Raw genomic sequence first — 23,299 nt, forward strand, 5'->3', positions numbered from 1 at the left:
AGTCCGGGGCTTGGCTTATTGACGGATCAGGCCGAATTCACTGGCCAGCTTGGTATAGTCGGCGACGCGTTCCTTGATGTACTTGTCCAGTTCGGCGCCCGACTTGTTGAAGGGGAACAGGCCCTGCTTGTCGCGGATGGCGGCAAAGGACGCGTCGGCCTGGGTCTTGTCGAAGGCGTCCACCCACCATTGGTAGTCGGCGTCGGAGACCTTCGGGCCGACGTAGAAGCCGCGAATGATGGGCCACTGGATGTCGAAGCCTTCTTCCTGGGCGGTGGGCACGGAGGCCAGCTTGCCGGGCAGGCGCTGGTCGTTGAACACGGCCAGGACGCGGATCGGAGCACCGCCTTCGAGCATGGTGAAAGCTTCGGCCGCGTCGCCCATATAAGCCTGGATGTGGCCGCCGCGCAGGGCGGTGATCGCATCGCCGCCGCCCTCGAAGGCCACGAAGCGCATCTTGCGGTAGTCCACGCCCGCCGCGCGCGCCGTCAGGGCCGCCTTCATCCAGTCCTGGCTGCCGACGGTGCCGCCGGCGCCCAGCACGATCTTGCTCGGGTCCTGCTTGAACGCCGCCATCAGATCCTTCAGGGTCTTGTACGGGGAGTCGTCGCGCACCACGGCCACGCCGTAGTCGGAGCCTACGGCGGCCAGCCAACGCACGTCGTCCACGTTGTATCGGCCGAACTTCTTTTGGGCCAGGTTCAGCAGGGAGCCGCCGGAGAAGGCCACGATGGCATTGGGGTCGGCCGGTTTCTGGGCGATCACGTGGTTATAGGCCACGGCGCCGATCCCGCCGGGCATGTAGACGATGCGCATCGGGTCGGACAGGGCACCGGAGGCCTTCAGGCCTTCCTGGGCCAGACGGCAGGTCAGGTCGAAACCACCGCCGGGGTTGGCCGGCGCGATGCATTCGGGTTTGTTCGGGGCCGCCTGGGCTGACAGGCCCAGAGCAAGCAGGGCGCCGCCCAGCAGCAGCGACAGGGAACGGGATTTCATGGCAGGTCTCCTCGGACAGTGGGGAGCACGCCGACGGCATGCCGGGCGCGCGTTGGCGACACATTAGGCCTGCCAAGCTTTCTGCCGGCTTTCAAAAAGACGATTTCGCGGGAAAACCCTCATCAGCGGGGAAAACGAGCGAGACCTGAACGCCGGGGTGGGCGGGCTCGATGTGCAGGACGCCGCCGTGCCGTTGCATGATGGTGTGGACGATGGCCAGACCCAGGCCTGCGCCGTGGCTGCGCTTGCCGGCCTGCCCTCGGCGAAAACGCCGACCCGCCTTGTGGATGTCGGCTTCGGTCATGCCCGGGCCGGTGTCGCGCACGCGCAGGGCGATGCCGTCGGGCGTGCGTTCGATGCGCAGCGTGATGGCGCCGCCCTCGGGCGTGTACTTGATGGCGTTGTCCATCAGATTGACGAGTGCCTCGCGCAGCAGCCATTCGATTCCGATCACCGTGACGCCGAGCTCACCGCCCTCCAGGGCGATGGTCTGCCGTTTTTGGCGCGCCAGGCTGTAGAGCTGGCGGATGACGTCCTGGGTCAGGGGCGTGAGCGCGACGGTCTGTGGTGGACCGTCGCGGGTGTCGGTGTCCCGGGCGCGGGCGAGCGCCAGCATCTGCTCGGCGGTGCGCTGCGCCTGATCCAGGCCGCCGCGCATGGCCAGCAGAGCGGCGCGTGCCTCGGCGGGATCGGATTCGCGCAAGGCGTAGTCCAGCTGGGTGTGCAGAACCGCCAGCGGCGTGCGCAATTGGTGCGAGGCGTCGTCCAGGAACTGGCGCTGTCGGCGCGCCTGGCGGGCGTGTCGGGCGACGTGCTGGTTGACGGCGTCCACCAGCGGCCGGACTTCACGGGGGAGCTCCGGCGCGGAGATCGGGCTGAGATCGTCGGGCGTCCGGTCTTTCAGCTTGCGATACAGGCGTGTCAGCGGCCGCAGGCCGATCAGCACGCCGACGACGATCAGGCCGGTGGAGGCCAGGACCTCGATCAGGTCGCGCACGATATTGCGGATCATCAGGTTGCGGATGACCTGGTCCCTGCCGCTCCGGTCCTCGCCCACCATGACGATGACCCGGCCGTTCTGTTGTCCGTAGAGCGGCGGCGTCATGGGGCGGGCCAGGGCGGCGATGCGGATCGAGGTGCCCAGGTAGTCATGGTCGTAGAACACCGGGGCGTCCGAGGGCAGGCGCGCATCGGGCAGCGGCAGATCCTGGTTGCCGATGTCGGCCAGGCCGTCCTCGGTCAGGATGCGGTAATACACCGAGTCGTTGGCGGTCAGCTCGAAGAACTCGAGCATCAGGTAGGGCAGTTCCACGGCCAGGCCGCCGCTGTTGGTGGCAATGTTGTGATCGATGGCGCGCAGGGCGCCCGCCAGGGACCGGTCATAGGCCAGGTCGACCTGTTGATGCAGTTGGCTGCTGGAAAACCACAGGGCCAGGCTCAGGACTGCGATCTGCGCCGGCACCAGGATCCACAGCAGCAGGGACCGGAGGCTGCCGGGCCGGCGTTCAGCCGGGCGCGTCATGCGTCAGTTCCAGGCAATAGCCCATGCCGCGCAGTGTGACGATTTGCACGTCGGTGCCGGTCAGCTTCTTGCGCAGTCGATGCACCAGAACCTCGATGGCCTCCAGGTTGATGGCCGTATCGTCCGGGCTGATACGTTCCAGGATTTGCTGCTTGGTGACGGGTTCGCCCGCCTTTTGCATCAGGACCTTGAGTGCCGCGTACTCCCGGGGCGACAGGCTCAGCGCCTGGTCTTCGTGCAGGAAGCGTTGGCTGCCGATGTCCAGCACCAGATCGCCCAGGATCCAGCGTGGATGTTCGCGGCCCCGGCTGCGTCGAATCAGGGCGTTGAGCCGGGCTTCGAGTTCCTCGATGGCGAAGGGTTTGTGCATGAAGTCGTCTGCCCCTTCGTGCAGCGTGCCGATGCGCTCGGACAGAGAATCGCGCGCGGTCAGCACCAGTACCGGGCAGCGGTCGTCGCGGCCACGCAGGCGGCGCAGGAATTCGTGGCCGTCCATCCCCGGCAGGCCCAGGTCGAGGATGATGGCGTCGAATTCTTCGATCGCCAGACGGCGCTCGGCCAGTTCGGCGTCGTCGGCCCAGTCGACCATGAACCCGCCGTGGCGGGCCAGGCCGCGGGCCAGCCACGAAGCCAGCTCGGATTCATCTTCGATCAGCAGGATGCGCATGCAGATCATCATAGAGTCGGACGTGCGGGTTTGCACGGCGCGGACGGCAAGCGGCTGTTTCCCCCAGTAGCGCGAAATGTAATCAAATGAGAAACTGCTGGAATGGGGTGGTGTCTGGGTGCCGGAGGTCCGGGGTGAAGCGTACGCTGTTCGTCGTGATCCTGCTGTTGCTCCTGGGCGTCGTCGCCGTGTTGGGCACCGAAGGCTATGATCGCTCCCGCAGCGAGGCGCGCCTCGTGGCCGACGTGCGTCGGCAGTTCGACGAGCACGCCGCCCGTCTGAAGGCCGATCTGCAGTCGTTGCAGAGTCTGAACGGGCGCCTGGCCGCCGCGCTGGCGGTCGCGCCCGGCGCCGAGGCCGGCCCGTTCCACGAGATCGCACCCGGCATGGTGCAGGCCCGGCCGGATATCCGCAGCATCGTCTTCGTTCGCAGACTGCAGATCGAGCAGGTCTATCCAGTCGCCGGCAACGAACCCGTCATCGGCCTGGACTACAGCCTGCGGCCCCAGTTCATGGCCAAGATCTCCTACATGATCAGGCACCGCGTACCCGTGATCGACGGGTCCACCCGCCTGGTGCAGACGGGGCGCGCGGGTCTGATCTTCCGGATGCCGATATTCGATGCGCCGGACGCGGCGGGCGCAGACGTCTATCGCGGCATGACGGCCTTGACGGTCGACCTGGAAAATACCTTGCACCGTGCCGGCCTGACCGGTCCGGCGGCGGTCTTCGATCTGGCGATCCGCAGCCGCGAGGACGACCGGCCCGCCTACGGCCTGTTCGGCGACATGGGGCTGTTCGACCAGCCCCATGTCCTGGCGACGATCACGCTGCCGGACGGGGCCTGGGAACTGGCTGCGGTACCCAAGAGTCTGGCCTACGACCCCGCGCGCGCCTGGTTGATCCGGGGGGTGGGTGCCGTCGTGACGCTGCTCCTGCTGCTGGTGGTGCTGTATCGCCGCGGGATGTGCCGTCCCCGGTTGGGGGGGCGCATCGTCTGGGACGGGTTGGCGTCCCTGCGCACACTGCTGCTGGTCACCACCCTGGCACCCATGCCGCTGATGGTCGGCCTGGCAGGCTGGCTGGTGTTCACGGCCTCGATTCAGGCGGTCGAGGACCTGGAACGGCAGCAGGTCGATGAACTGGCCGATCAGCTCAGGGACAAGGTCGTCGATTTTTTCGAGGCGCCACGTGCGGCCGCGACTTTCAACGCCGGCCTGTTCAAGAGCGGACTGATCAGCCTGGACAGGCGGGCAGACCTGCTGCACAGTTTCCTGTTGCAATTACGTCAGCAACCGCTGCTGACGCTGCTGTCCATCGGTACGGCCGATGGCGGCTATCTGGCGGCGGGGCGCCCTCCGGCGGGTGCTGGACACAGCCTGCGGATCCTGCGGGCCGATCCGGGCGAGGGCGGGGCGCTGCACATCGACCGGGTGGATGACGACAATCGGCCCAGCACGTCCGCAGGGATCGGCAATCCGCATTACGACGCTCGTATCCGGCCCTGGTTCCAGGCCGCCCTGCAGGCTCACAGCCTGCGCTGGTATCAGGCCTATCACTATGCCATCCATGACCCGGGGGGGCTGTTCGAGGACATGGGCATGGGGATGTCGGTCGCCTTGCGCGACGAGGCCGGGCGCCTGGACGGGGTGCTGACGGCCGATGTGGCCCTGTCCCAGATCAGCCGCTTTCTGCGCGCGGAAACGGCCCGGATCGGCGGCATCGCCTTTCTGGCGGAATCGGATGGAGCCCTGCTGGCCAGTTCCGGCGGCGAACCGATCTACCACCTGGAGGGCGATCAGGTTCGTCGAGTGCGGGTGGACCAGAGCGGTACGCCCGAAATCCGTCTGCTCGGCGCCCGTATCCTGCAATCGGAGCGGGGCACGGGCCGGCAGGCCCTGGAGTCCGAGGGGCGACGGTATCTGGCCCGCTGGCAGTCGATCCGGCTGCCGGACGGCCCCGTCCTGACGATTGCCCTGGCGCTGCCGGAAAGCCGCTACGCCCAACCGGCCGAACGGGCGCTGAATCGCATCGGCCTGTTGATCCTGGGCTTCTGGGTGGTGGGCGTTGCGGCCGCTCTGCTGGTGGCCTGGTGGCTGTCGCGCCCCCTGCTGTCCCTCAGCCGCTGGGCCGAAGACCTCGCCGATGACGTGGGGCGGTTCGGCCCCGCGGTTCGTAGCCCGGTGCGCGAGATCGTCGTCCTGGCGCGTGCGCTGGATCGCATGGCCGACCGGCAGCGCAGCCACGCAGAGGATCTGGAGCGCCAGGTGGCCGAGCGCACGCAGGCGCTCGTCGAGGCCAATCAGCGTCTGGTCGGTCTTTCGCTGACCGACAGCCTGACCGGGCTGGCGAATCGCCGCCATTTCGACGAGGTGCTGGCGCGGGAGAGCGATCGGTCTCGCCGGGACCGCCAGCCGATGAGCCTGCTGATGCTGGATGTGGACTGGTTCAAGTATTACAACGACCAGTACGGGCATCCAGCGGGCGACATCGTGTTGCGCCAGGTGGCCCGGGTGTTGCTCGATGCCGTGCGCCGTCCGGGGGATCTGGCGGCACGCTACGGCGGCGAGGAATTCGCCGTGATCCTGCCGGGTCTGGACATCGACGCGGCGCAGGGCATGGCGGAACGGATCCGGGAACGTATCGAGGCGCTGGCCATCACGCATGAGCGTGGTCTGTCGGGCCGGGTCACGATCAGCATCGGCGTGGCGGAATTGGATCTGGACGATGCTCATGGGACCGGGGCCCTGGTCGGCCGGGCCGATGCGGCGCTTTACCGGGCCAAGGTCGGGGGCCGTAACCGCGTCGAGGCCGCCCGCACGAACGTGGTGGCAGACGGGGCCGGCCCGCCGCTCGCGTGAAGGACTTGCAGGGCTGTCAGGCGCCGCGCGGTGCCAGTACGTCCTTGAGCCATCTGCCCGTGTGGCTGCCGGGTACGGCGGCGACGGTTTCCGGTGTGCCCTGGGCGACGATCCGGCCGCCGCCTGCGCCGCCTTCCGGACCCAGGTCCACGATCCAGTCGGCGGTCTTGATCACGTCCAGATTGTGTTCGATCACCAGTACGGTGCTGCCTGTGTCCACCAGGCGCCGCAGCACGTCCAGCAATACCTCGATGTCGTGGAAGTGCAGGCCGGTGGTGGGTTCGTCCAGCACGTACAGGGTGCGCTCCGAGCCGCGCCGGGACAGCTCCTGGGACAGTTTGATGCGCTGTGCCTCGCCGCCGGACAGCGTGGTGGCGCTCTGGCCCAGGCGGATGTAGGACAGACCGACGTCCATCAGGGTTTGCAACCTGCGGGCCACGGCGGGCACCGCCTGGAACAGATCCAGCGCCTGGGCCACTGTCAGGTCCAGGACCTCGCTGATGGACAGGCCCCGGTAGCGGATGTCCAGGGTTTCGCGGTTGTAGCGGTGACCCTCGCAGACTTCGCAGGGCACGTACATGTCGGGCAGGAAGTGCATTTCCACGCGCACCACGCCGTCGCCCTGGCAGGCTTCGCAGCGCCCGCCCTTGACGTTGAAGGAAAAGCGGCCCGGGTCGTAGCCGCGCAGGCGGGCTTCCGGCACGCCCGCGTACAGCTCGCGGATGGGCGTGAACAGGCCCGTGTAGGTCGCCGGGTTGCTGCGCGGCGTGCGGCCGATGGGGTTCTGGTCGACGCTGATGATCTTGTCGAAGGCGTCCAGGCCCTCGATGCGGTCATGCGGGGCGGGGTCGGTCTGGGCGCGGTTCAGCGCCTGGGCCAGGGCCGCCACCAGGGTGTCGTTGATCAGGGTGGACTTGCCCGATCCCGAAACGCCGGTGATGCAGGTCAGGCGGCCCACCGGGATAGCCAGATCGACGGCTTGCAGATTGTGCCCCCGGCATCCCAGGGCACGCAGCCAGGCCTGGTCCGGGCCGATCGGCCGACGTTCCGGGATGACGATCTGCCGGATGCCGGCCAGGTACTGGCCGGTCAGCGACTGGGGCTGGGTCATGATCTCCGCCGGGGTGCCTTGGGCGATCACGCAGCCACCCTGCTCACCCGCGCCCGGACCCATGTCCAGCACGTGGTCGGCGGCGCGGATCATGTCCTCGTCGTGCTCGACCACGATCACGCTGTTGCCCAGGTCGCGCAGTTGTCGCAGGGTCTCGATCAGGCGGTGGTTGTCGCGCTGGTGCAGGCCGATCGACGGCTCGTCGAGCACGTACATCACCCCGGTCAGGCCCGAACCGATCTGGCTGGCCAGGCGGATGCGCTGGGCCTCGCCGCCGGACAGGGTGTCGGCGCCCCGGTCCAGAGACAGGTAGCCCAGGCCCACGTTGACCAGGAAGTCCAGCCGGGCGCGGATTTCCTGGATGATGCGGTCGGCGACCTCGCGCCGGGCACCGTCCGGCGCCCAGTCCTGGAACCATTGCCGGCAATCGGCCAGCGCCAGGGATTCGATGTCATACAGGGCGCGGCCGCGCCGTTCGCCGGGGCCGGGGTCCTGGCCGATGAGCACGTTGCGGGCCTCGGAACACAGGCGCGCGCCCCGGCATTCCGGGCAGAGAGTCAGGTGGCGCAGCCGGCCCAGTTCCTCGCGCACGGCGTTGGAATGCGTCTCGCGCCAGCGTCGTTCCAGATTGGGGACGACGCCTTCGAAGGGGTGGCGCCGCAGGGTGGGCACGCCGCCCTCGCCCAGGTACTGGAAGGCGATCTCCTGGTCGCCGGAGCCGTGCAGGATCTGTTGCCGCACGGCCGGGTCCAGCGCCTGGAAGGGCGCGTCCAGGTCGAAACCGTAGTGCTGCGCCAGGCTGGCCATCATGGCGTAGCTGAAGGCGTTGCGGCGGTCCCAGCCGTGGATGGCACCCGCGGCCAGACTCAGTTCGGGAAAGGCGACGACACGCGTCGGGTCGAAGGACTCCACCTGGCCCAGGCCGTTGCAGGTCGGGCAGGCGCCGGCCGGGTTGTTGAAGCTGAACAGGCGCGGCTCCAGCGCGCCCATGCCGCGCGCGCAGACCGGGCAGGCGTAGGCGGCGGAAAACGCCTGCTCCTGGTCCGTGTCCATATCCAGCGCCAGGGCGCGGCCCTGCGCCAGTTCCAGCGCGGTCTCGAAGCTTTCGGCCAGGCGCTGGCGACTGTCGGGGCGCACACGCAGACGGTCGACGACCACATCCAGGTCCCAGGGGCCATCCGGCGTGGCCGGGGGCGTACCGCCGTCCAGCGACTGGATGACACCGTTGACGCGGACCCGGATGAAGCCCAGCGCCTGCAGGCGGCGGCATTCGGCCGTCAGGTCGTCCTGGCGGGCGCGGGCCACCGGGGCCAGGATGGCCACGCGGCTGTCCTCGGGGCGCGACAGGATCTGGTCCACCATCTGGCTGACGCTTTGCGCGCGCAGCGGCAGGTCGTGATCCGGGCAATAGGGCGTGCCGACCCGGGCGTACAGCAGGCGCAGATAGTCATGGATCTCCGTGACCGTGCCCACGGTCGAGCGCGGGTTGTGGCCGGCGGTCTTCTGCTCGATGGCGATGGCAGGCGACAGGCCGGTGATCACGTCCACGTCGGGCTTGTCCATCATCTGCAGGAACTGCCGCGCGTAGGCCGACAGGCTTTCGACGTAGCGGCGCTGGCCTTCGGCATACAGGGTGTCGAAGGCCAGGGACGATTTCCCCGACCCGGACAGACCGGTGAGCACAACCAATTTGCGCCGGGGCAGATCGACCGAGATGTTCTTCAGATTGTGGGTGCGCGCGCCTCGGATGCTGATGGCGTCCATACTGGTGGGCTTCGTGGCTGGTTCGTTCATGCGTCCTGGGTGCCCGGACTCGCATGCGGCTTACCCAGAGGGATTCTGGGGGAGTTCAGGTTTTTCAAAGGCCAACTTGATACTATAACGCGCAGCTTCCCCCTCTTTTGGCTCTCTCCATGTCCGCATCCTCCCGTCCGCGTTCGCCCGCGCTCCGGCTGACTCCCCTGGAAAGGCGCAGCAGCATCGCCCTGGCGACCTTGTTCGCCGCGCGAATGCTGGGTCTGTTCCTGCTGACGCCGATCTTCGCCGTGGCGGCGCGTACCCTGGCCGGGGGCGACGATCCGGCGCGGGTGGGGCTGGCCCTGGGGGCGTATGGCCTGACCCAGGCGATCATGCAGATCCCGCTGGGCATGGCGTCCGACCGTTATGGGCGCCGCCCCGTGATCGTGTTCGGCATGTTGCTGTTCGTGGTCGGCGGGGTGATCTGCGCCCTGACCGATGACGTGGACTGGGTGACGGTCGGGCGCGTGGTCCAGGGGCTGGGGGCCGTATCGGCCGCCATCACCGCCTGGATCGCCGACGCCACCCGCCCCGAAGTCCGTACGCGCGCCATGGCCATGGTGGGCGGCTCCATCGGCATTTCCTTCGCCCTGTCGCTGGTGCTCTCGCCTTTGCTGGTGGGCGAATTCGGCCTGTCGGGGCTGTTCTGGGCCATCAGCCTGTTAGGGTTCGTCTGTCTGCTGATCGCCATGTTCTTCGTGCCGGACGTGCCGCGCTCCGAGGCCGACATCGTCCAGGCCACGGCGCATGACGTGCTGGGTCACCGCGATCTGCTGCGTCTGAACTTTGGCGTCTTCTGCCTGCATTTCATCCTGATGTCGCTGTTCATGGTGGCGCCCGGTCTGCTCAGCCGCCTGGGGGGCTACGATTCCGCCAGTCTGTGGCAGGTCTATCTGCCCGTGATCCTGGCGTCTTTCGTCCTGATGGTGCCGGCCGTCTTCTATACCGAAACGCGCAAGGCCCACAAGCCTGCGCTCGAATGGGCGGTGCTGGGCCTGGCCGTGGTGCTGGGCGCGCTGCCCTGGCTGACGAATTCATTCTGGCTGGTGGTGGTGGCCTTCGTCCTCTTTTTCGTTGCCTTCAACATCCTGGAAGCCCTGCAGCCCTCGCTGGTGTCGCGCGTGGCGCCGCCCGCCTACAAGGGTCTGGCGCTGGGGTTCTACAACACCGCCCAGTCCCTGGGCGTATTCGCCGGCGGCGTGCTGGGGGGCATTTTGGCACGCAGTGGCGGCACTTCCATGGTGTTCTGGACCGGCGCCATGCTGGCGGCGGTCTGGCTGTACACGGCGCGCGGGGCCAAGCCCGTGCGTTGATCTGTGGGCGGCCCCCGCTTGTAGTGGAAAACCCGCCTGGGCGATAATGATCATTTGGCGCATTTCGATGCGGCATGTGCGATCATCGTCCCCGATAATGGCAGCCACATCGTTCAACTACAGGATTTTCCACCATGGCCTCCGTCAACAAAGTCATCCTCGTCGGCAACCTGGGGCGCGACCCCGAAGTCCGCTACAGCCCGGACGGCGCCGCCATCTGCAACGTGTCCATCGCCACCACGTCCCAATGGAAGGACAAGGCTTCGGGCGAGCGCCGCGAAGAAACCGAATGGCACCGCGTGGTGTTCTACAACCGCCTGGCTGAAATCGCCGGCGAATACCTGAAGAAAGGCCGTTCGGTCTACGTCGAGGGTCGCCTGAAGACCCGCAAGTGGCAGGACAAGGAAAGCGGCGCTGATCGCTACAGCACCGAGATCGTCGCCGACCAGATGCAGATGCTGGGCGGTCGTGAAGGTGGCGAGATGGGCGGTGGTGACGCGGGCGGATTCTCCCAGCCGCCGGCCCGACGCGCGCCGCAACAGCAGCAATCGCGTCCCGCCGCCCCGGCGACGGCTCCGGCCAGCAACCTGGGCGATATGGACGACGACATTCCGTTCTGAGATACACCTGAGACCAGAATGTAAAGTATTGCCTTGAGACCCCCGCGCTGCGCCATCGGTGCGGACGGTTTTTTCTTGCGATAGATCAAGGAGGGCCGTGGAATAGAAGAAGAAACTCTGAGGAGACTTCTGGAGATTCGATATGGGCAGGCTCATTTTCTTTTTTGCGGTGTTGCTTGGGATGCAGCCCTATGCCTGGGCTCAGATCGGCCAGCAAGTGACCGACATTCCCACGAGGCCCGGGGTCACACAGCGAATACTCGTGCTCTCGCCGCCCGACCCGAAGGCTGCGGTGATACTGTTCCCGGGCGGCCATGGCGGCTTGCAGGTTACCGGGAACGGTTCCATGAAATGGGGGGACGATAACTTTCTCGTCCGGACGCGGCGGACGTTCGCGGATCGAGGGCTCCTGGTCGCGGTCCTCGACGCTCCATCAGACCGGCAGGCTCCGCCTTTTCTTGCGGGTTTTCGACAGACACCAGCGCACGCCGCTGATGTCAAAGCCACCATCGCGTGGATACGCGGCATCGCAAAGATTCCCATCTGGCTCGTCGGAACCAGCCGTGGCACTCAGTCAGTCGCCTACCTGGCCACCAAGCTGACCGGCCCCGAAGGCCCGGATGGGATCGTTCTCACCGCGACGATCCTCACGGACGACAAGTCGCAGCCCGTGCCGTCCCTGCCGCTGGAGGATATCCGCGTGCCCGTGCTGGTGGTGCATCATGAGAAAGATGGCTGTAGGTACTGCGCTTTCGACAAAGTTCCGGCCTTGATGGCTCGGTTTGGCAATGCGCCCGAGAGCCGGATGTTGCCCTTCAGGGGCGGCGTGAGCACAGGGGATCCGTGCAAGGCCCACGCCTATCATGGGTTCAATGGCCTCGAACAGGATGTCGTTCAACAAATCACCGCCTGGATTCTTGCGAGGTAGCAGGGCTCGGGGGTCGGGGCGGTCGACACACAGCGCCAGCCACGCCGAGGCAAACATCAACAACCTCAACGTCATGCCGGTTGGCTTGGCGGCGTGCCGCAATTTGACGGCTGGACGTGCTTACAACAAGTGCTCTATGGGCAGCAAAGACAAAGCGCCGACATACAAGCGCTTCCAGAAGGTGATGTTGTGTACACAACTTTTTTAGAATGAGCACATCCCGCCCTCGGATTGGACTGGCTCTCGGCAGCGGCTCGGCGCGTGGCTGGTCGCACATCGGCGTCATCCGCATCCTGGAGTCGGCCGGCATTGCACCGGACATCGTGTGCGGGACGTCGATCGGCGCGCTGGTTGGCGCGGCCTACGCGGACGGGCAACTGGAAAAGCTCGAGACCTGGGTGCGGGGGCTGACCTGGCAGAGTGTCGTGGGCCTGCTGGATTTCACCGTCAGCGGCGGACTGATCCCTGGCGAGAGGCTGTTTTCCTTTCTGCGTTCGCATCTGGACGACAAGACGATCGACAGCCTGCCCAAGGCCTACGGGGCGGTCGCCACTGAACTGGTTTCGGGGCGCGAGGTCTGGCTGCGCGAGGGTTCCATCATCGATGCTGTACGTGCCTCCGCCGCCCTGCCGGGCCTGTTCACGCCTGCGCGGCGCGAGGGCCGTCTGCTGGTCGACGGCGCCCTGGTGAATCCGGTGCCCGTATCCCTGTGCCGCGCGATGGGGGCGGACCTCGTCATCGCAGTGGATCTGAATGCCGACTTGATCGGGCGGCATTCCGAAGTGGAAGCGCCGCCGGCGGAACCCAAGGCGTCCGGGACGCCACCATCCGGCGCGCTCGTCTCGATGCTGAGCAGGCTGCCACTGGGCTTCGGTGGCAGCAAGGGCGGCGCGCCGGATGCGCCGCCCGGCATGCCGTCGATCTTCGATGTACTGGGCATGAGCTTGAACATCATGCAGGTGCGCATTACGCGCAGCCGCCTCGCGGGGGAGCCGGCGGATGTGCTGATCCGGCCTCGGCTGGCGGATTTCGCCCTGATGGACTATCACCGCGCCGCCGCCGCGATCGATGAGGGCGAACAGGCTGCGCGACGGGCGCTGCCGGAACTGCGGCATGTGGTCGGCAAGGCTCCGTAAGCTTCCGGGCGCCGCAGTTCCGACAGCGCCCGCGTCCGGTAGCGATCGGTTACGACCGCTCCGTCCGCTTCTCTTTAGCATGTTGTTTTTCCCTATCGAGCGAAGGCGGGCACCGTGAATGCGATTGCGGGTGTGCGTATCCGGGGCCCCTTGGCGGGTGCGGGAGTTGAGAGCCTGTCGGCCTGGCTGTCCGACGATCGCTGGGCCGGCGCCGTCGAGGAAACACATGGGATCGACGCCCTCGGCGCGTATCGGGACCTGCGCCTGGCCCGGGACGCAGCGCGGCGCTGGATGCCTGACGGCGACACGACGCAGATCGCGCAAACCCTGGCGCTGGACCCGGACGCGCACGACGCCGATCTGGAAAAAGAGATCTTCGTCGCCTTGCTGTGCTCGCCGCTGCAGTTCGAGTTCCCGAGCGCGGGCGAACTGGCCGCCGCTGTGCGTGTGCGTCGCCGCATCGTCCAGGCGGCCCGGCGTACCGTGCTGGCCTTCGACACCGAACAGGCCGAGCGGCCCGAATGCTGGTCCTGGACCGAGGCGACCGGTTTCGTTCTGAAGCCCGGCTACGAACTGATCCCTTCGCTGGAGCGCACCCTCTGGCCGGATCTGTCGGGCCAACTGTTTTCCTTTTCATGTTATCGGGCGACGGAATATGTGCTCTTGCTGGCTTTGGCCCAGGAACTGGCCGAGAGCCACCCTGCCGCGCTCGGGGCGCTGCAGTGCCAATGGCGCACGAAGGCGATCCAGTCGGGCGCCTTCCACGACGTGTTCCTGCGGGAATACGGATCGCTGCAGGCGCCGCTGCCGCCCCGCTATTACGTCCCGGGCGACCGGCTGTGGTTCCGCAATCCGGACGCCGCTTCGGCCGAGGTCGAGGGCTACGAGGGGTCCTGGGTGTTCTATCTGGGATCGGGCCGGTTCACGAACTTCTGGAAACCCGGACAACCCTATACCCTGGTGTCGAAGTGCGTGGAGCTCTACCACTGGCGCGACGGCCTGCGCCGGGACGGCACCCGCCCGTGGATCGATGAGACGGTGGTCGAGGCCCGGGTGGCCGAGTCTCTGGCTGATCCGGCGGTGACGGCCCGCATCCTGGCGCGCATGATGCGCCTGCGCGATCCGGGCGGCGTGTATGCCGAGGGCGGCTGCATCGACGCTTCGCGCGAGGCGCTGCGCAGCCTGTTGTCCGGCACCTGGGACCTGGGGTTGCCCAGTCTGGCCGCCACGGCCTGAACTACAGGAAGTGATCCAGAATCCGGCGGCTGGTCTTGTCCAGCGCCGCCATGTCGCGCACCAGGAACTGCACGCCGTGGGCGTCGGCAATCAGCAGGGCGCCGGCCGGCAGGCGGCGGATGTCTTCTTCGGCCCTCAGCGTCAGGCGGGTCGGCCCCCGGTCCGTGTCCACGTCCCAGTGGCTGGGCGTTGCCCAGGTCGAGGCGTGGCGGATACGCAGGATTTCCGGCCGGAATTCCCGCTGGGCCAGTTCTTCCTCCACCAGGCGGCCTGTGTCGGGCGGTAGCGCGTCCAGGTGTTCGATCCAGGCCAGTTCCTGCCCCTGGGCACTGACCAGGGCGATGCTCTCGTCCGGCGCATTGATGGGAAAACTGCGCACCGGTGTCACCGTCGTGTCGGGATGTCCGGGGCGGACCAGGACCAGCCGGCCGAAGGTGTCGCGTACCAGCGACCAGTCGGGGCGGAAGGGGGCCTGGGCGCTCGCGCCTGGATGCGCGGGGTGGTCGTCGGTCCGCGCCAGTGCGGGTCGAGCAGGATCAGGACGCATCCAGGGCCTCGTCGGTATCATCGGCTTCGTCCCAGCCGGGCGGTGCGGTCGGGGACTGGCCCTGCTGCTGAGCGCGGTGCAGGCGGGCATAGGCGCCGTCGCGGGCCAGCAGTTCCTCGTGGCGGCCGATTTCCACGATTCGACCGCGGTCCATGACCACCAGGCGGTCGGCCTCGCGCAGCGTGCTCAGGCGGTGGGCGATGGAGATCGTCGTGCGGCCGCGCACCAGATTGTCCAGTGCCTTCTGGATCTCGTTCTCGGTGGTGGTGTCCACCGAGGACGTGGCTTCGTCCAGGATCAGGATGGGCGGATCGATCAGCAGCGCGCGGGCGATGGAGATGCGCTGGCGCTCGCCGCCGGACAGGGCCTGGCCGCGCTCGCCGACCAGGGAGTCATAGCCCTGCGGCAGGCGCAGGATGAATTCGTGGGCATGGGCGGCACGGGCGGCGGCGACGATCTCGGCATGGCTGGCATCGGGGCGGCCATAGGCGATGTTTTCCGCCACCGTGCCGTAGAACAGAAAGGGTTCCTGCAACACCAGGCCGATGCGGCGGCGGTAGTCGGCGATGGCGTAGCGGCGGATGTCCGTGCCGTCCAGGCGGATCACCCCGCCGGATACGTCGTAGAAGCGGCAGATCAGGTTGACCAGGGTGCTTTTGCCCGAGCCGCTGTGGCCGACCAGGCCGACCATTTCGCCTGGTGCGATATCCAGGCTCAGGTCGTGGATCACCGTGCGGTTGCCGTAGCGGAAACTGACGTGACTGAGCTCGATGCGGCCCGCCACCTGTTCGGCGTGATGCGGTGCGGCGGGTTCCGGCACGCTGGAGACGTGATCGAGGATGTCGAAAATGCGCTTGGCGCCGGCCGCTGCCCGCTGGGTGGTCGAGACGATGCGGCTCATGGAGTCCAGCCGCACGTAGAAGCGGCTGATGTAGGCCAGGAATGCGGTCAGCACGCCGACGGTGATCGAACCCTGGGCGACCAGCCAGATGCCGAAGATCCATACCACCAGCAGGCCCAGTTCCGTCAGCAGCGTGACTGTGGGTGTGAACAGCGACCAGAGGGCGTTGACGCGGTCGTTGATGGCCAGGTTGCGGTCGTTGGCCTCGCGAAAGCGTGCGACTTCCCGGCGTTCCTGGGCGAAGGCCTTGACCACGCGGATGCCGGGGATGGTGTCGGCGAGCACGTTGGTGATCTCCGACCAGACGCGGTCGGCTTTTTCAAAGCCGTGGCGCAGGCGGTCGCGCACCCAATGGATCATCCACAGGATCAACGGCAACGGCGCCAAGGTCGCCAGCGCCAGCAGCGGATCGATCGTCAGCAGCACGGCAGCCGTCATCACGATCATCAGCACGTCGGTGACGAAGTCCAGCAGATGCAGGGACAGGAACAGACAGATGCGGTCGGACTCCGAGCCGATGCGGGCGATCAGGTCTCCGGTGCGCTTGCCGCCGAAGTACTGTAGGGAGAGTTGCTGCAGGTGCTGGTATGTGGCGGTGCGCAGGTCGGCGCCGATGCGTTCGCTGACCCAGGCGAGGATGGCGCTGCGTGCCCAGCCCAGGCCCCAGGCGAGGATCGAAGACGCCAGCAGGCCGCCCAGGTACAGGGTCACCAGGTGGTAATCGATCGGGACCCCGTTCTGGAACGGGATCAGCACGTCGTCCATCAGCGGCATGGTCAGGTAGGGCGGGACCAGTGAGGCCGCCGTGGCCGCCAGCGTCAGGAGCAGGCCGATGGTCAGTTGCCGGCTGTAGGGGCGGGCAAAGCGCCACAGGCGAAACAGAGAACTGGCGCGTGGCGCGGCGGACACCGGGACCAGGGAGGGCGCTGTGGAGGTTTCGGGGGCCATGCCGGGCGGCGCGGGTTCACGCAGGGTCTGCCAGGCGGACGCCAGGCGCTGAGCTTCGGGCTGGCGCTCCAGCGTGTAGCGCCACCGCGCCAGACGGGCGTGGCCGTCGGCCAGCTCCAGGCTGCCCACCCCGGCGTGGTCTTGCAGCCGTGCTTCCAGGTCGGGACGCAGCGGCCAGGACCGGCTGGTCTGGGCGTCCGTCCCGCAGGCCAGCCAGCGTCTGTCGGTCAGGACGACCAGGCCGTCGCCGTAGCGCAGGTGGGTATCCAGGTCGGTGCGCAACCAGCCCAGGACGCGTTCACCGGTGGTCAGTTGCGCGGTCAGGACGGTGCGCCATGGCTCAGGCAGGCCAAGCTGATAGGGATCGGCTGACGAAAAATCGGAGGGGAGGCCCGGCATGAACGAGGAGGGTTGGGATGGGGTAAGAAAGGTCGCGGGTCGGGGTTGGGATCGGGCGGGTGTTCAGGGGCCTGTCAGGGTGCTTTCAGGAAGCTGTCAGCACAGAAAATCGCGTCACAATTTTCAACTTTTTTTCTGTACTGCGCAATAATGGCGAGATTAATATGTGTGCCGATGTTTTTCAGCGGCCACCGAAAAATGCCTCCACGCTGCGCCTTCGGCTTGCGTCCACCTCGCAGCTTGCATGCTGCTCGGATTCGTCAGGCTCGAAATAGTCCGCAGGGACTATTTCGTGTCCTGGCTCATCCCCCCAAGGGGGACGCTTTTTGCCTTGGGACGGCCTGGCGGCAAAAAATCCTGCCGTTTTCGCCGGTCCCGGCACCCTGACGCATGGTTCTATCATGAACGAAAAGAATATTGAGTTTCTCAATATGGTGCATCTGAGGGGGCCGAATATCTGGGCCTACCGTCCCGTCATCGAGGCGCTGGTGGACATCCACGACCTCGAGGACTGCCCGTCCAATCTCATCCCCGGTTTCTACGAACGCCTGAGCGCCTGGCTGCCGTCTCTGGTCGAGCACCGCTGCAGCGTGGGCGAGCGGGGCGGATTCCTCAAGCGGGTGCGTGAAGGCACCTGGCCGGCGCATATCCTGGAACACGTCACACTGGAATTGCAGAGCCTGGCCGGCATGCAGGGCGGGCTGGGGCGTGCGCGGGAAACACCGTTGCGCGGTGTCTACAAAGTCATCGTGCGCGCCTGGCACGAGCCCTTGACGCGCGAGGCACTGCATGCTGCGCGTGACCTGGTGATGGCCGCCATCGAGGACCGGCCTTTCGACGTGGCCGGCGCAATCGAGCGCCTGAGGGATCTGGCCGATTCGCTCGGCCTCGGGCCCAGCACGGCCTGCATCGTGGACGCGGCAGACGACCGTGACATCCCGGCGATCCGCCTGAGCGACGCCAATCTGTTGCAGTTAGGCTACGGTGCCCGTCAGCAGCGGATCTGGACGGCAGAGACCAGCCGCACCAGCGCCATTGCGGAAAGCATTTCGCGCGACAAGGACCTGACCCGCCGGCTGTTGCAATCGTGCGGCGTGCCGGTGCCCGAAGGGCGTCTGGTGGACAGCGCCGCCGACGCCTGGGACGTGGCGCAGGACCTGGGACTGCCGGTGGTGGTCAAGCCGTCGGACGGCAATCATGGACGCGGTGTGTTCACTTGCCTGAACACGCGCGAACAGATCGAGGCCGCTTATGCCGTGGCCGTGGACGAGGGCAGTGGCGTCATGGTCGAGCGCTTCATCCAGGGCGACGAGCACCGCCTGCTGGTGGTGGGCGGACGCATGGTGGCCGCCGCGCGCGGCGAGGCCGCGATGGTGGTGGGCGATGGCGCGTCCACCGTGCTGCAACTGATCGAGAGCCAGCTCAATTCCGACCCGCGCCGCGGCCGCGACGAGGATCATCCCCTGAACTTCATCCGTCTGGATTCGGCGGCCCGCCTGGAACTGGAGCGCCAGGGCCTGCAGGGCGACGCCGTCCCCGAACGCGGCCGCGCGGTGCTCGTTCAGCGCAGCGGCAACGTGTCCATCGACGTCACCGACGAAGTGCATCCCGACGTGGCCGAGCAGGTGGCGCTGGCGGCCCGCGTGGTCGGGCTGGACATCGCCGGGATCGATCTGGTGGCGCTCGACATTTCCCGGCCCATGGCCGAGCAGCGGGCGGCCATCGTCGAAGTCAACGCCGGCCCCGGTCTGTTGATGCACCTGAAGCCCGCCGCAGGCAAGCCCCGGCCGGTTGGTCAGGCCATCATCGACGATCTGTTTCCCGCACCCGAGGACGGGCGCATCCCGGTGATCGGGATCAGCGGAAGCAGGGGCGCCACGCCGGTCGCGCATCTGGTTGCGCACCTGCTGCGCCTGACCGGTCGCGTGGTCGGCCTGGCCTCGGCCGAGGGGCTGTTCATGGGGGCGGCCCAGGTGACGGCGCAGGATTCCGCCCACTGGGAGGCCGCGCGTCGCGTCCTGCTGAATCGGGCGGTCGAATATGCCGTGATCGAGAACGGCGGCCGCGCCATCCTGGGTGAGGGGCTGGCCTACGATCGCTGCCAGATCGGCGTGGTCACCGGGATCGATCCGGGCGTGACCTGGCCGGAGTTCTACATGGATGCGCCGGAACAACTGGTGCGCATCTTCCGCACTCAAGTGGACGTGGTCCTGCGGGGCGGGGCGGCTGTCCTGAACGCCGACGATCCCCTGACGGTAGAGCTGGCACCGCTGTGCGATGGCGGTGTGTTGTTTTACGGACTGGATCCCGATGGCGGTGCGCTGCGTGCCCACCTGGACGGCGGCGGGCGCGCCGTGTCCGTGCTGGGCGGCGTGGCGATGCTGATCGAGGGTGGCATTCAGATCCCGGTGATCGGCCTGGACGAGCTCGCTCCGGCAATCGATGCGGATGGCCCCGCGCCCGTGTTGGCGGCCCTGGCCGTGGTCTGGGCCCTGGGTCTGGACGTCGAGCGCATGCGCATCGGCCTGCGGACCTGGAACGTCCGGTTGCAGCCGGGCGAGACCACGCTTGCAGCCTGAGACCCGGTGCACTTCGATGTGTCCCTGACGGCACGGACGTACTGACCCTGATTTTTCCCGATCCGGCGGAACGTCCGTCGGACCTCCTACCCTCCGAGGACATTGGTCATCATGGAAGTCTCCCGAGTACGCGCCCTGCGCGGGCCCAATCTGTGGTCGCGCCAGACGGCAATCGAGGCTGTCGTCGCCTGCTCCGAGAGCGAGCGCGCGATCAGCGACATGGAGGCGTTCGAAACGCGCTTGCGTGCGCGCTTTCCGGACATCGACCTGCCGCGGCCTCCGGGCCTGGAGGGCAATCATTCGCTGGCACACATCCTGGCGGTCGCCGCCTTGCGGCTCCAGACTCAGGCGGGTTGTCCGGTCGCTTTCTGCCGCAGCGCGCAGACCGTGGACCCCGGGATCTACCAGGTGGTGATCGAGTACGTCGAGGAGGACGTCGGTCGCCTGGCGTTCGACCAGGCACTGGCACTCTGCATGGCTACATTGCGCGACGAGCCCTTTGACCTGGGACCGGTGATTGCCGAACTGAAGGCCCGGTACGAGGACGTGCGGCTGGGGCCCAGCACCGGTTCCATCGTGCAGGCTGCCGTGCGCCGGGGCATTCCGTACCGGCGGCTGACCGAAGGCAGTCTGGTGCAGTTCGGCTGGGGGCGCCGCCAGCGCCGCATCCAGGCGGCAGAGACCGACGCCAGCGGTGCCATCGCCGAGTCCATCGCCCAGGACAAGGCCCTGACCAAGACGCTGCTTGCCTCGGCCGGCGTGTCCGTGCCCCGGGGGCGTTGCGTGGAGGACGCCGAAGACGCCTGGGCCGCCGCCCGGGAGATCGGCGGGCCGGTCGTGGTCAAGCCGCTGGACGGCAACCAGGGCAAGGGCGTGGCGGTGAACGTGCAAGGCCGTGAGCCCGTGATGGCCGCCTACGCCGTGGCGCGTGTCCACGGTTCGGGCGTGCTGGTGGAAAGCTATTTTCCCGGCCACGATTTCCGCCTGCTGGTGGTGGGTGACCGCCTGATCGCGGCAGCGCGGCGCGATCCGCCGCAGGTGGTGGGTGACGGCCATCGCACCATCGCGGAACTGGTCGAGCAGATCAACCAGGACCCGCTGCGCGGCGAGGGCCACGGTACGTCTTTGACGCGCATCCGGCTCGACGAGATCGCCCTGCAAACGATGGCTGCCCAGGGCTGCGGCCCCGATTCGGTGCCGGCGCCCGGCGTCTGTGTGGTGCTGCGCAACAACGCCAATCTGAGCACGGGCGGGTCCGCCACGGACGTGACCGATCACGTGCATCCGGACCTGGCGGCCAGCGCCGTGATGGCGGCGCGCATGGTGGGCCTGGACGTCTGCGGCATCGATCTGGTGAGCCGCGACGTCTATCAGCCGCTGACACCGGAGACCGGCTGCTTCGTCGAGGCCAACGCGGCGCCGGGGCTGCGCATGCACCTGAGCCCGTCCTTTGGTACAGGGCGCGACGTAGGGGCCGCCATCATCGACATGATGTATCCCGCTGGCGACAACGGCCGGGTCCCCGTGGCGGCGGTGACCGGCACCAACGGCAAGACCACGACCGTGCGCCTGCTCGCACACCTGTGCGCCCAGTCGGGCGCCTGCGTGGGCATGACCAATTCCGACGGCGTCTACGTCGGCGCCCGGTGCATCGACACGGGTGACTGCAGCGGCCCGCGCAGCGCGCGCAACGTGTTGTTGCATCCGGACGTGGATATGGCGGTCTTTGAGACCGCGCGCGGCGGCATCCTGCGCGAGGGCCTGGGGTTTGACCGTTGCGACGTGGCCGTGGTGACCAATCTGGGCATCGGCGACCACCTGGGCCTGAACTACATCAGCACGGTCGAGGACCTGGCCACCGTCAAGCGCGTGATCGTCGAGAACGTGGCGCCGACGGGCACGGCCGTCCTCAATGCACAGGACCCTATCGTCGTCCAGATGGCGTCCAGTTGTCCCGGCAAGGTGACCTTCTTTGCCCGCGACGGCCGCCATCCGGTGATCGAGACCCACAGGGCGCAAGGCGGCCGGGTGGTGTTCGTGCACCAGGGCGATCTGGTGTTTGCGGAAGCCGGCACCGAGACGCGCATCGAACTGGCTGCCGTGCCCCTGACCCGCGCGGGCAGCATCGGCTTCCAGGTCGAGAACGCCATGGCCGCCGCTGCTGCGGCCTGGGCTCTGGGGGTGGACTGGGTGCAGATCCAGAAGGGTCTGGCTTCGTTCGTCAGCGACGCCGGGACGGTGCCGGGCCGCTTCAATGTGTTTGAGCACCGGGGGGCGACGCTGATCGCCGACTACGGCCACAACCCGGACGCGATCCTGGCGCTGGTGGAGGCCGTCGAGACCATGCCCGCGCGGCGCCGCACCGTGGTGATCAGCGGGGCAGGGGACCGGCGCGACCAGGACATCCGCCGCCAGACGGAAATCCTGGGCGACGTGTTCGATACGGTCGTCCTGTACCAGGACCAGTGCCAGCGCGGGCGCGGCGATGGCGAGGTCCTGGCGCTGCTGCGCGAGGGCCTGGGGGCGGCCCGGCGCATGAGCCGCCTGCAGGAGATCCACGGCGAATTCCTGGCCATCGACACTGCGCTGGATGCCCTGGAGCCTGGCGACCTGTGCCTGATCCTGATCGATCAGGTCGAGGAGGCCCTGGCCCACATTGCCCGGCGTATCGAGCCCCGGGCCGATGATGTGGATACAATGCCCGCCAAAGAGGAACGAGTGCGCGCGCATGCCTATCCGTAGTATCCGTCGTTCAAGTCTGTCGCGCCTGGCCGCCGGCCTGACGCTGTGGGTCGCGGCCCTGTTGGGGGCCGTGCCGGCCAATGCGCAGGGCTATATCGCACGCAAGCTCGATGTGCCCGTGCCGGGCGGCGTGGCGGTGGTGCCGCTGGGCGAGGCCGCCCAGGCGCCGCAGGCCCGTTATGCGGACCGGCGCGTCATGGTGGTTCGCGACAGCGATCAGCGCTGGATTGCGCTGGTGGGCATCCCGCTGGACACCAAGCCGGGCCGCCGGACCCTCCAGGTGCAAGGCCGTCCGGATGCCGCATTCGAGGTCCGCTCCAAGACCTATGCAGCCCAGCACATCACGTTGAAGAATCGCCGGCAGGTCACGCCCTACCCCGATGACCTGAAGCGGATCGAGCGCGAACTGGCACTGCAGACGGCGGCCTATCGGACCTACCGGGACGGTGTCGTGCCCAGCAACGTCCTGCTGGACCGTCCCGTCGGCGGGCGCCTGTCCAGCCCGTTCGGTCTGCGGCGCTTTTTCAACGGCCAGGAGCGCAACCCGCATTCGGGATTGGACTTTGCCGTGCCGACCGGCACCCCCGTCAAGGCGCCGGCCGCCGGCCGTGTGGTTCTGGTGGGGGATTATTTCTTCAACGGCAAGACCGTGTTCGTCGATCATGGACAGGGCTTCATCAGCATGTTCTGCCATTTGTCGGCCATCGACGTGAAGGTGGGCGATGACGTCGCGCGCGGCGCCATCGTGGGCAAGGTGGGTGCCACGGGCCGCGCCACGGGGCCGCATCTGCACTGGAACGTCAGCCTGAACGATGCGCGGGTGGACCCCGCCATTTTCATCGGCGCGGCGAAGCGGCCGTAGGACAGGCGCACCGTCGCTGGCCGATGGGGGCGAATTCCATGGCTACCCGGACCCGCTTGATTTAATATATGAAGCTTCACCTGCGCCGACCACCTGCGGATCCGGGCTGGCCGGCGTTTTCCAATCGACCGGCC

At 67.5% G+C, this 23,299-nt stretch carries 14 protein-coding genes and 1 pseudogene; 9 read left to right on the forward strand and 6 right to left on the reverse strand.

Annotation, left to right across the window (positions count from 1 at the left end; all coding sequences use genetic code 11):
* Nucleotides 1-15 precede the first annotated feature (15 nt).
* The 3 genes from WA983_RS12085 to WA983_RS12095 form a co-directional block, all read right to left on the reverse strand.
* Nucleotides 16-996: a Bug family tripartite tricarboxylate transporter substrate binding protein gene (locus WA983_RS12085; protein ID WP_424250538.1), complete on the reverse strand. Its 981-nt coding sequence runs from the start codon at nt 994-996 to the stop codon at nt 16-18.
* A gap of 91 nt (nt 997-1,087) precedes the next feature.
* A complete protein-coding gene (locus WA983_RS12090) occupies nt 1,088-2,518 on the reverse strand; it encodes a sensor histidine kinase (RefSeq protein WP_424250540.1) in 1,431 nt (476 codons plus the stop codon).
* Nucleotides 2,502-3,185 carry a response regulator gene (locus WA983_RS12095; protein ID WP_424250542.1) on the reverse strand — a complete coding sequence of 228 codons (684 nt, stop codon included), beginning with the start codon at nt 3,183-3,185 and terminating at the stop codon, nt 2,502-2,504. The genes WA983_RS12090 and WA983_RS12095 overlap by 17 nt, the downstream gene beginning before the upstream one ends.
* 134 nt (nt 3,186-3,319) lie before the next feature.
* Between WA983_RS12095 and WA983_RS12100 the strand changes: the two genes are divergently transcribed.
* Nucleotides 3,320-6,046, forward strand: coding sequence for a diguanylate cyclase (locus WA983_RS12100; RefSeq protein WP_424250544.1), 2,727 nt, complete (start codon nt 3,320-3,322; stop codon nt 6,044-6,046).
* A 16-nt stretch (nt 6,047-6,062) separates the two neighbouring features.
* On the opposite strand, the gene uvrA is transcribed toward WA983_RS12100, so the two are convergent.
* Nucleotides 6,063-8,921 (reverse strand): excinuclease ABC subunit UvrA, encoded by a 2,859-nt coding sequence (uvrA, locus tag WA983_RS12105; RefSeq protein ID WP_424312126.1) that lies wholly within the window; start codon nt 8,919-8,921, stop codon nt 6,063-6,065.
* 149 nt (nt 8,922-9,070) lie between these two features.
* Here uvrA and WA983_RS12110 point away from each other — a divergent pair, with 149 nt between their 5' ends.
* From WA983_RS12110 to WA983_RS12130, 5 genes are all read left to right on the forward strand, one after another.
* Complete coding sequence (locus WA983_RS12110) at nt 9,071-10,267, forward strand: MFS transporter (protein ID WP_424250121.1); 1,197 nt, start codon at nt 9,071-9,073, stop codon at nt 10,265-10,267.
* Between the two features lie 134 nt (nt 10,268-10,401).
* The gene (gene ssb, locus WA983_RS12115; RefSeq protein ID WP_424250123.1) at nt 10,402-10,887 is read left to right on the forward strand and encodes a single-stranded DNA-binding protein; all 486 of its coding nucleotides are present in this window, start codon (nt 10,402-10,404) and stop codon (nt 10,885-10,887) included.
* Nucleotides 10,888-11,029: 142 nt separating this feature from the next.
* Nucleotides 11,030-11,815, forward strand: coding sequence for an alpha/beta hydrolase (locus WA983_RS12120; protein WP_424312097.1), 786 nt, complete (start codon nt 11,030-11,032; stop codon nt 11,813-11,815).
* Nucleotides 11,816-12,024: 209 nt separating this feature from the next.
* Nucleotides 12,025-12,951: a patatin-like phospholipase family protein gene (locus WA983_RS12125; protein ID WP_424312098.1), complete on the forward strand. Its 927-nt coding sequence runs from the start codon at nt 12,025-12,027 to the stop codon at nt 12,949-12,951.
* 114 nt (nt 12,952-13,065) lie between these two features.
* On the forward strand, nt 13,066-14,187 hold the full coding sequence (locus WA983_RS12130; protein ID WP_424250064.1) for a hypothetical protein: 1,122 nt from the start codon (nt 13,066-13,068) through the stop codon (nt 14,185-14,187).
* Nucleotide 14,188: 1 nt separating this feature from the next.
* Here the strand turns inward: WA983_RS12130 and WA983_RS12135 are convergent, their stop codons facing one another.
* Nucleotides 14,189-14,734, reverse strand: a complete 546-nt coding sequence (locus tag WA983_RS12135) for a DUF1854 domain-containing protein (RefSeq protein ID WP_424250062.1) — start codon at nt 14,732-14,734, stop codon at nt 14,189-14,191.
* Nucleotides 14,724-16,982, reverse strand: coding sequence for an ABC transporter ATP-binding protein (locus WA983_RS12140; protein WP_424312099.1), 2,259 nt, complete (start codon nt 16,980-16,982; stop codon nt 14,724-14,726). Before WA983_RS12140 ends, WA983_RS12135 begins: the two co-directional genes overlap by 11 nt.
* Before the next feature lie 401 nt (nt 16,983-17,383).
* Between WA983_RS12140 and cphA (WA983_RS12145) the strand changes: the two are divergent.
* The 3 genes and pseudogenes from cphA (WA983_RS12145) to WA983_RS12155 all read left to right on the forward strand — a co-directional run.
* Nucleotides 17,384-19,552, forward strand: a pseudogene (gene cphA / locus WA983_RS12145) (cyanophycin synthetase); the annotation flags it as partial.
* A gap of 120 nt (nt 19,553-19,672) precedes the next feature.
* Nucleotides 19,673-22,303 carry a cyanophycin synthetase gene (cphA, locus tag WA983_RS12150; protein ID WP_424250058.1) on the forward strand — a complete coding sequence of 877 codons (2,631 nt, stop codon included), beginning with the start codon at nt 19,673-19,675 and terminating at the stop codon, nt 22,301-22,303.
* Nucleotides 22,290-23,165, forward strand: a complete 876-nt coding sequence (locus tag WA983_RS12155; protein WP_424250056.1) for a peptidoglycan DD-metalloendopeptidase family protein — start codon at nt 22,290-22,292, stop codon at nt 23,163-23,165. The genes cphA (WA983_RS12150) and WA983_RS12155 overlap by 14 nt, the downstream gene beginning before the upstream one ends.
* Nucleotides 23,166-23,299: the final 134 nt, after the last annotated feature.

It is taken from the genome of Castellaniella sp. (assembly GCF_049650445.1).
GTDB lineage: Bacteria > Pseudomonadota > Gammaproteobacteria > Burkholderiales > Burkholderiaceae_B > Castellaniella.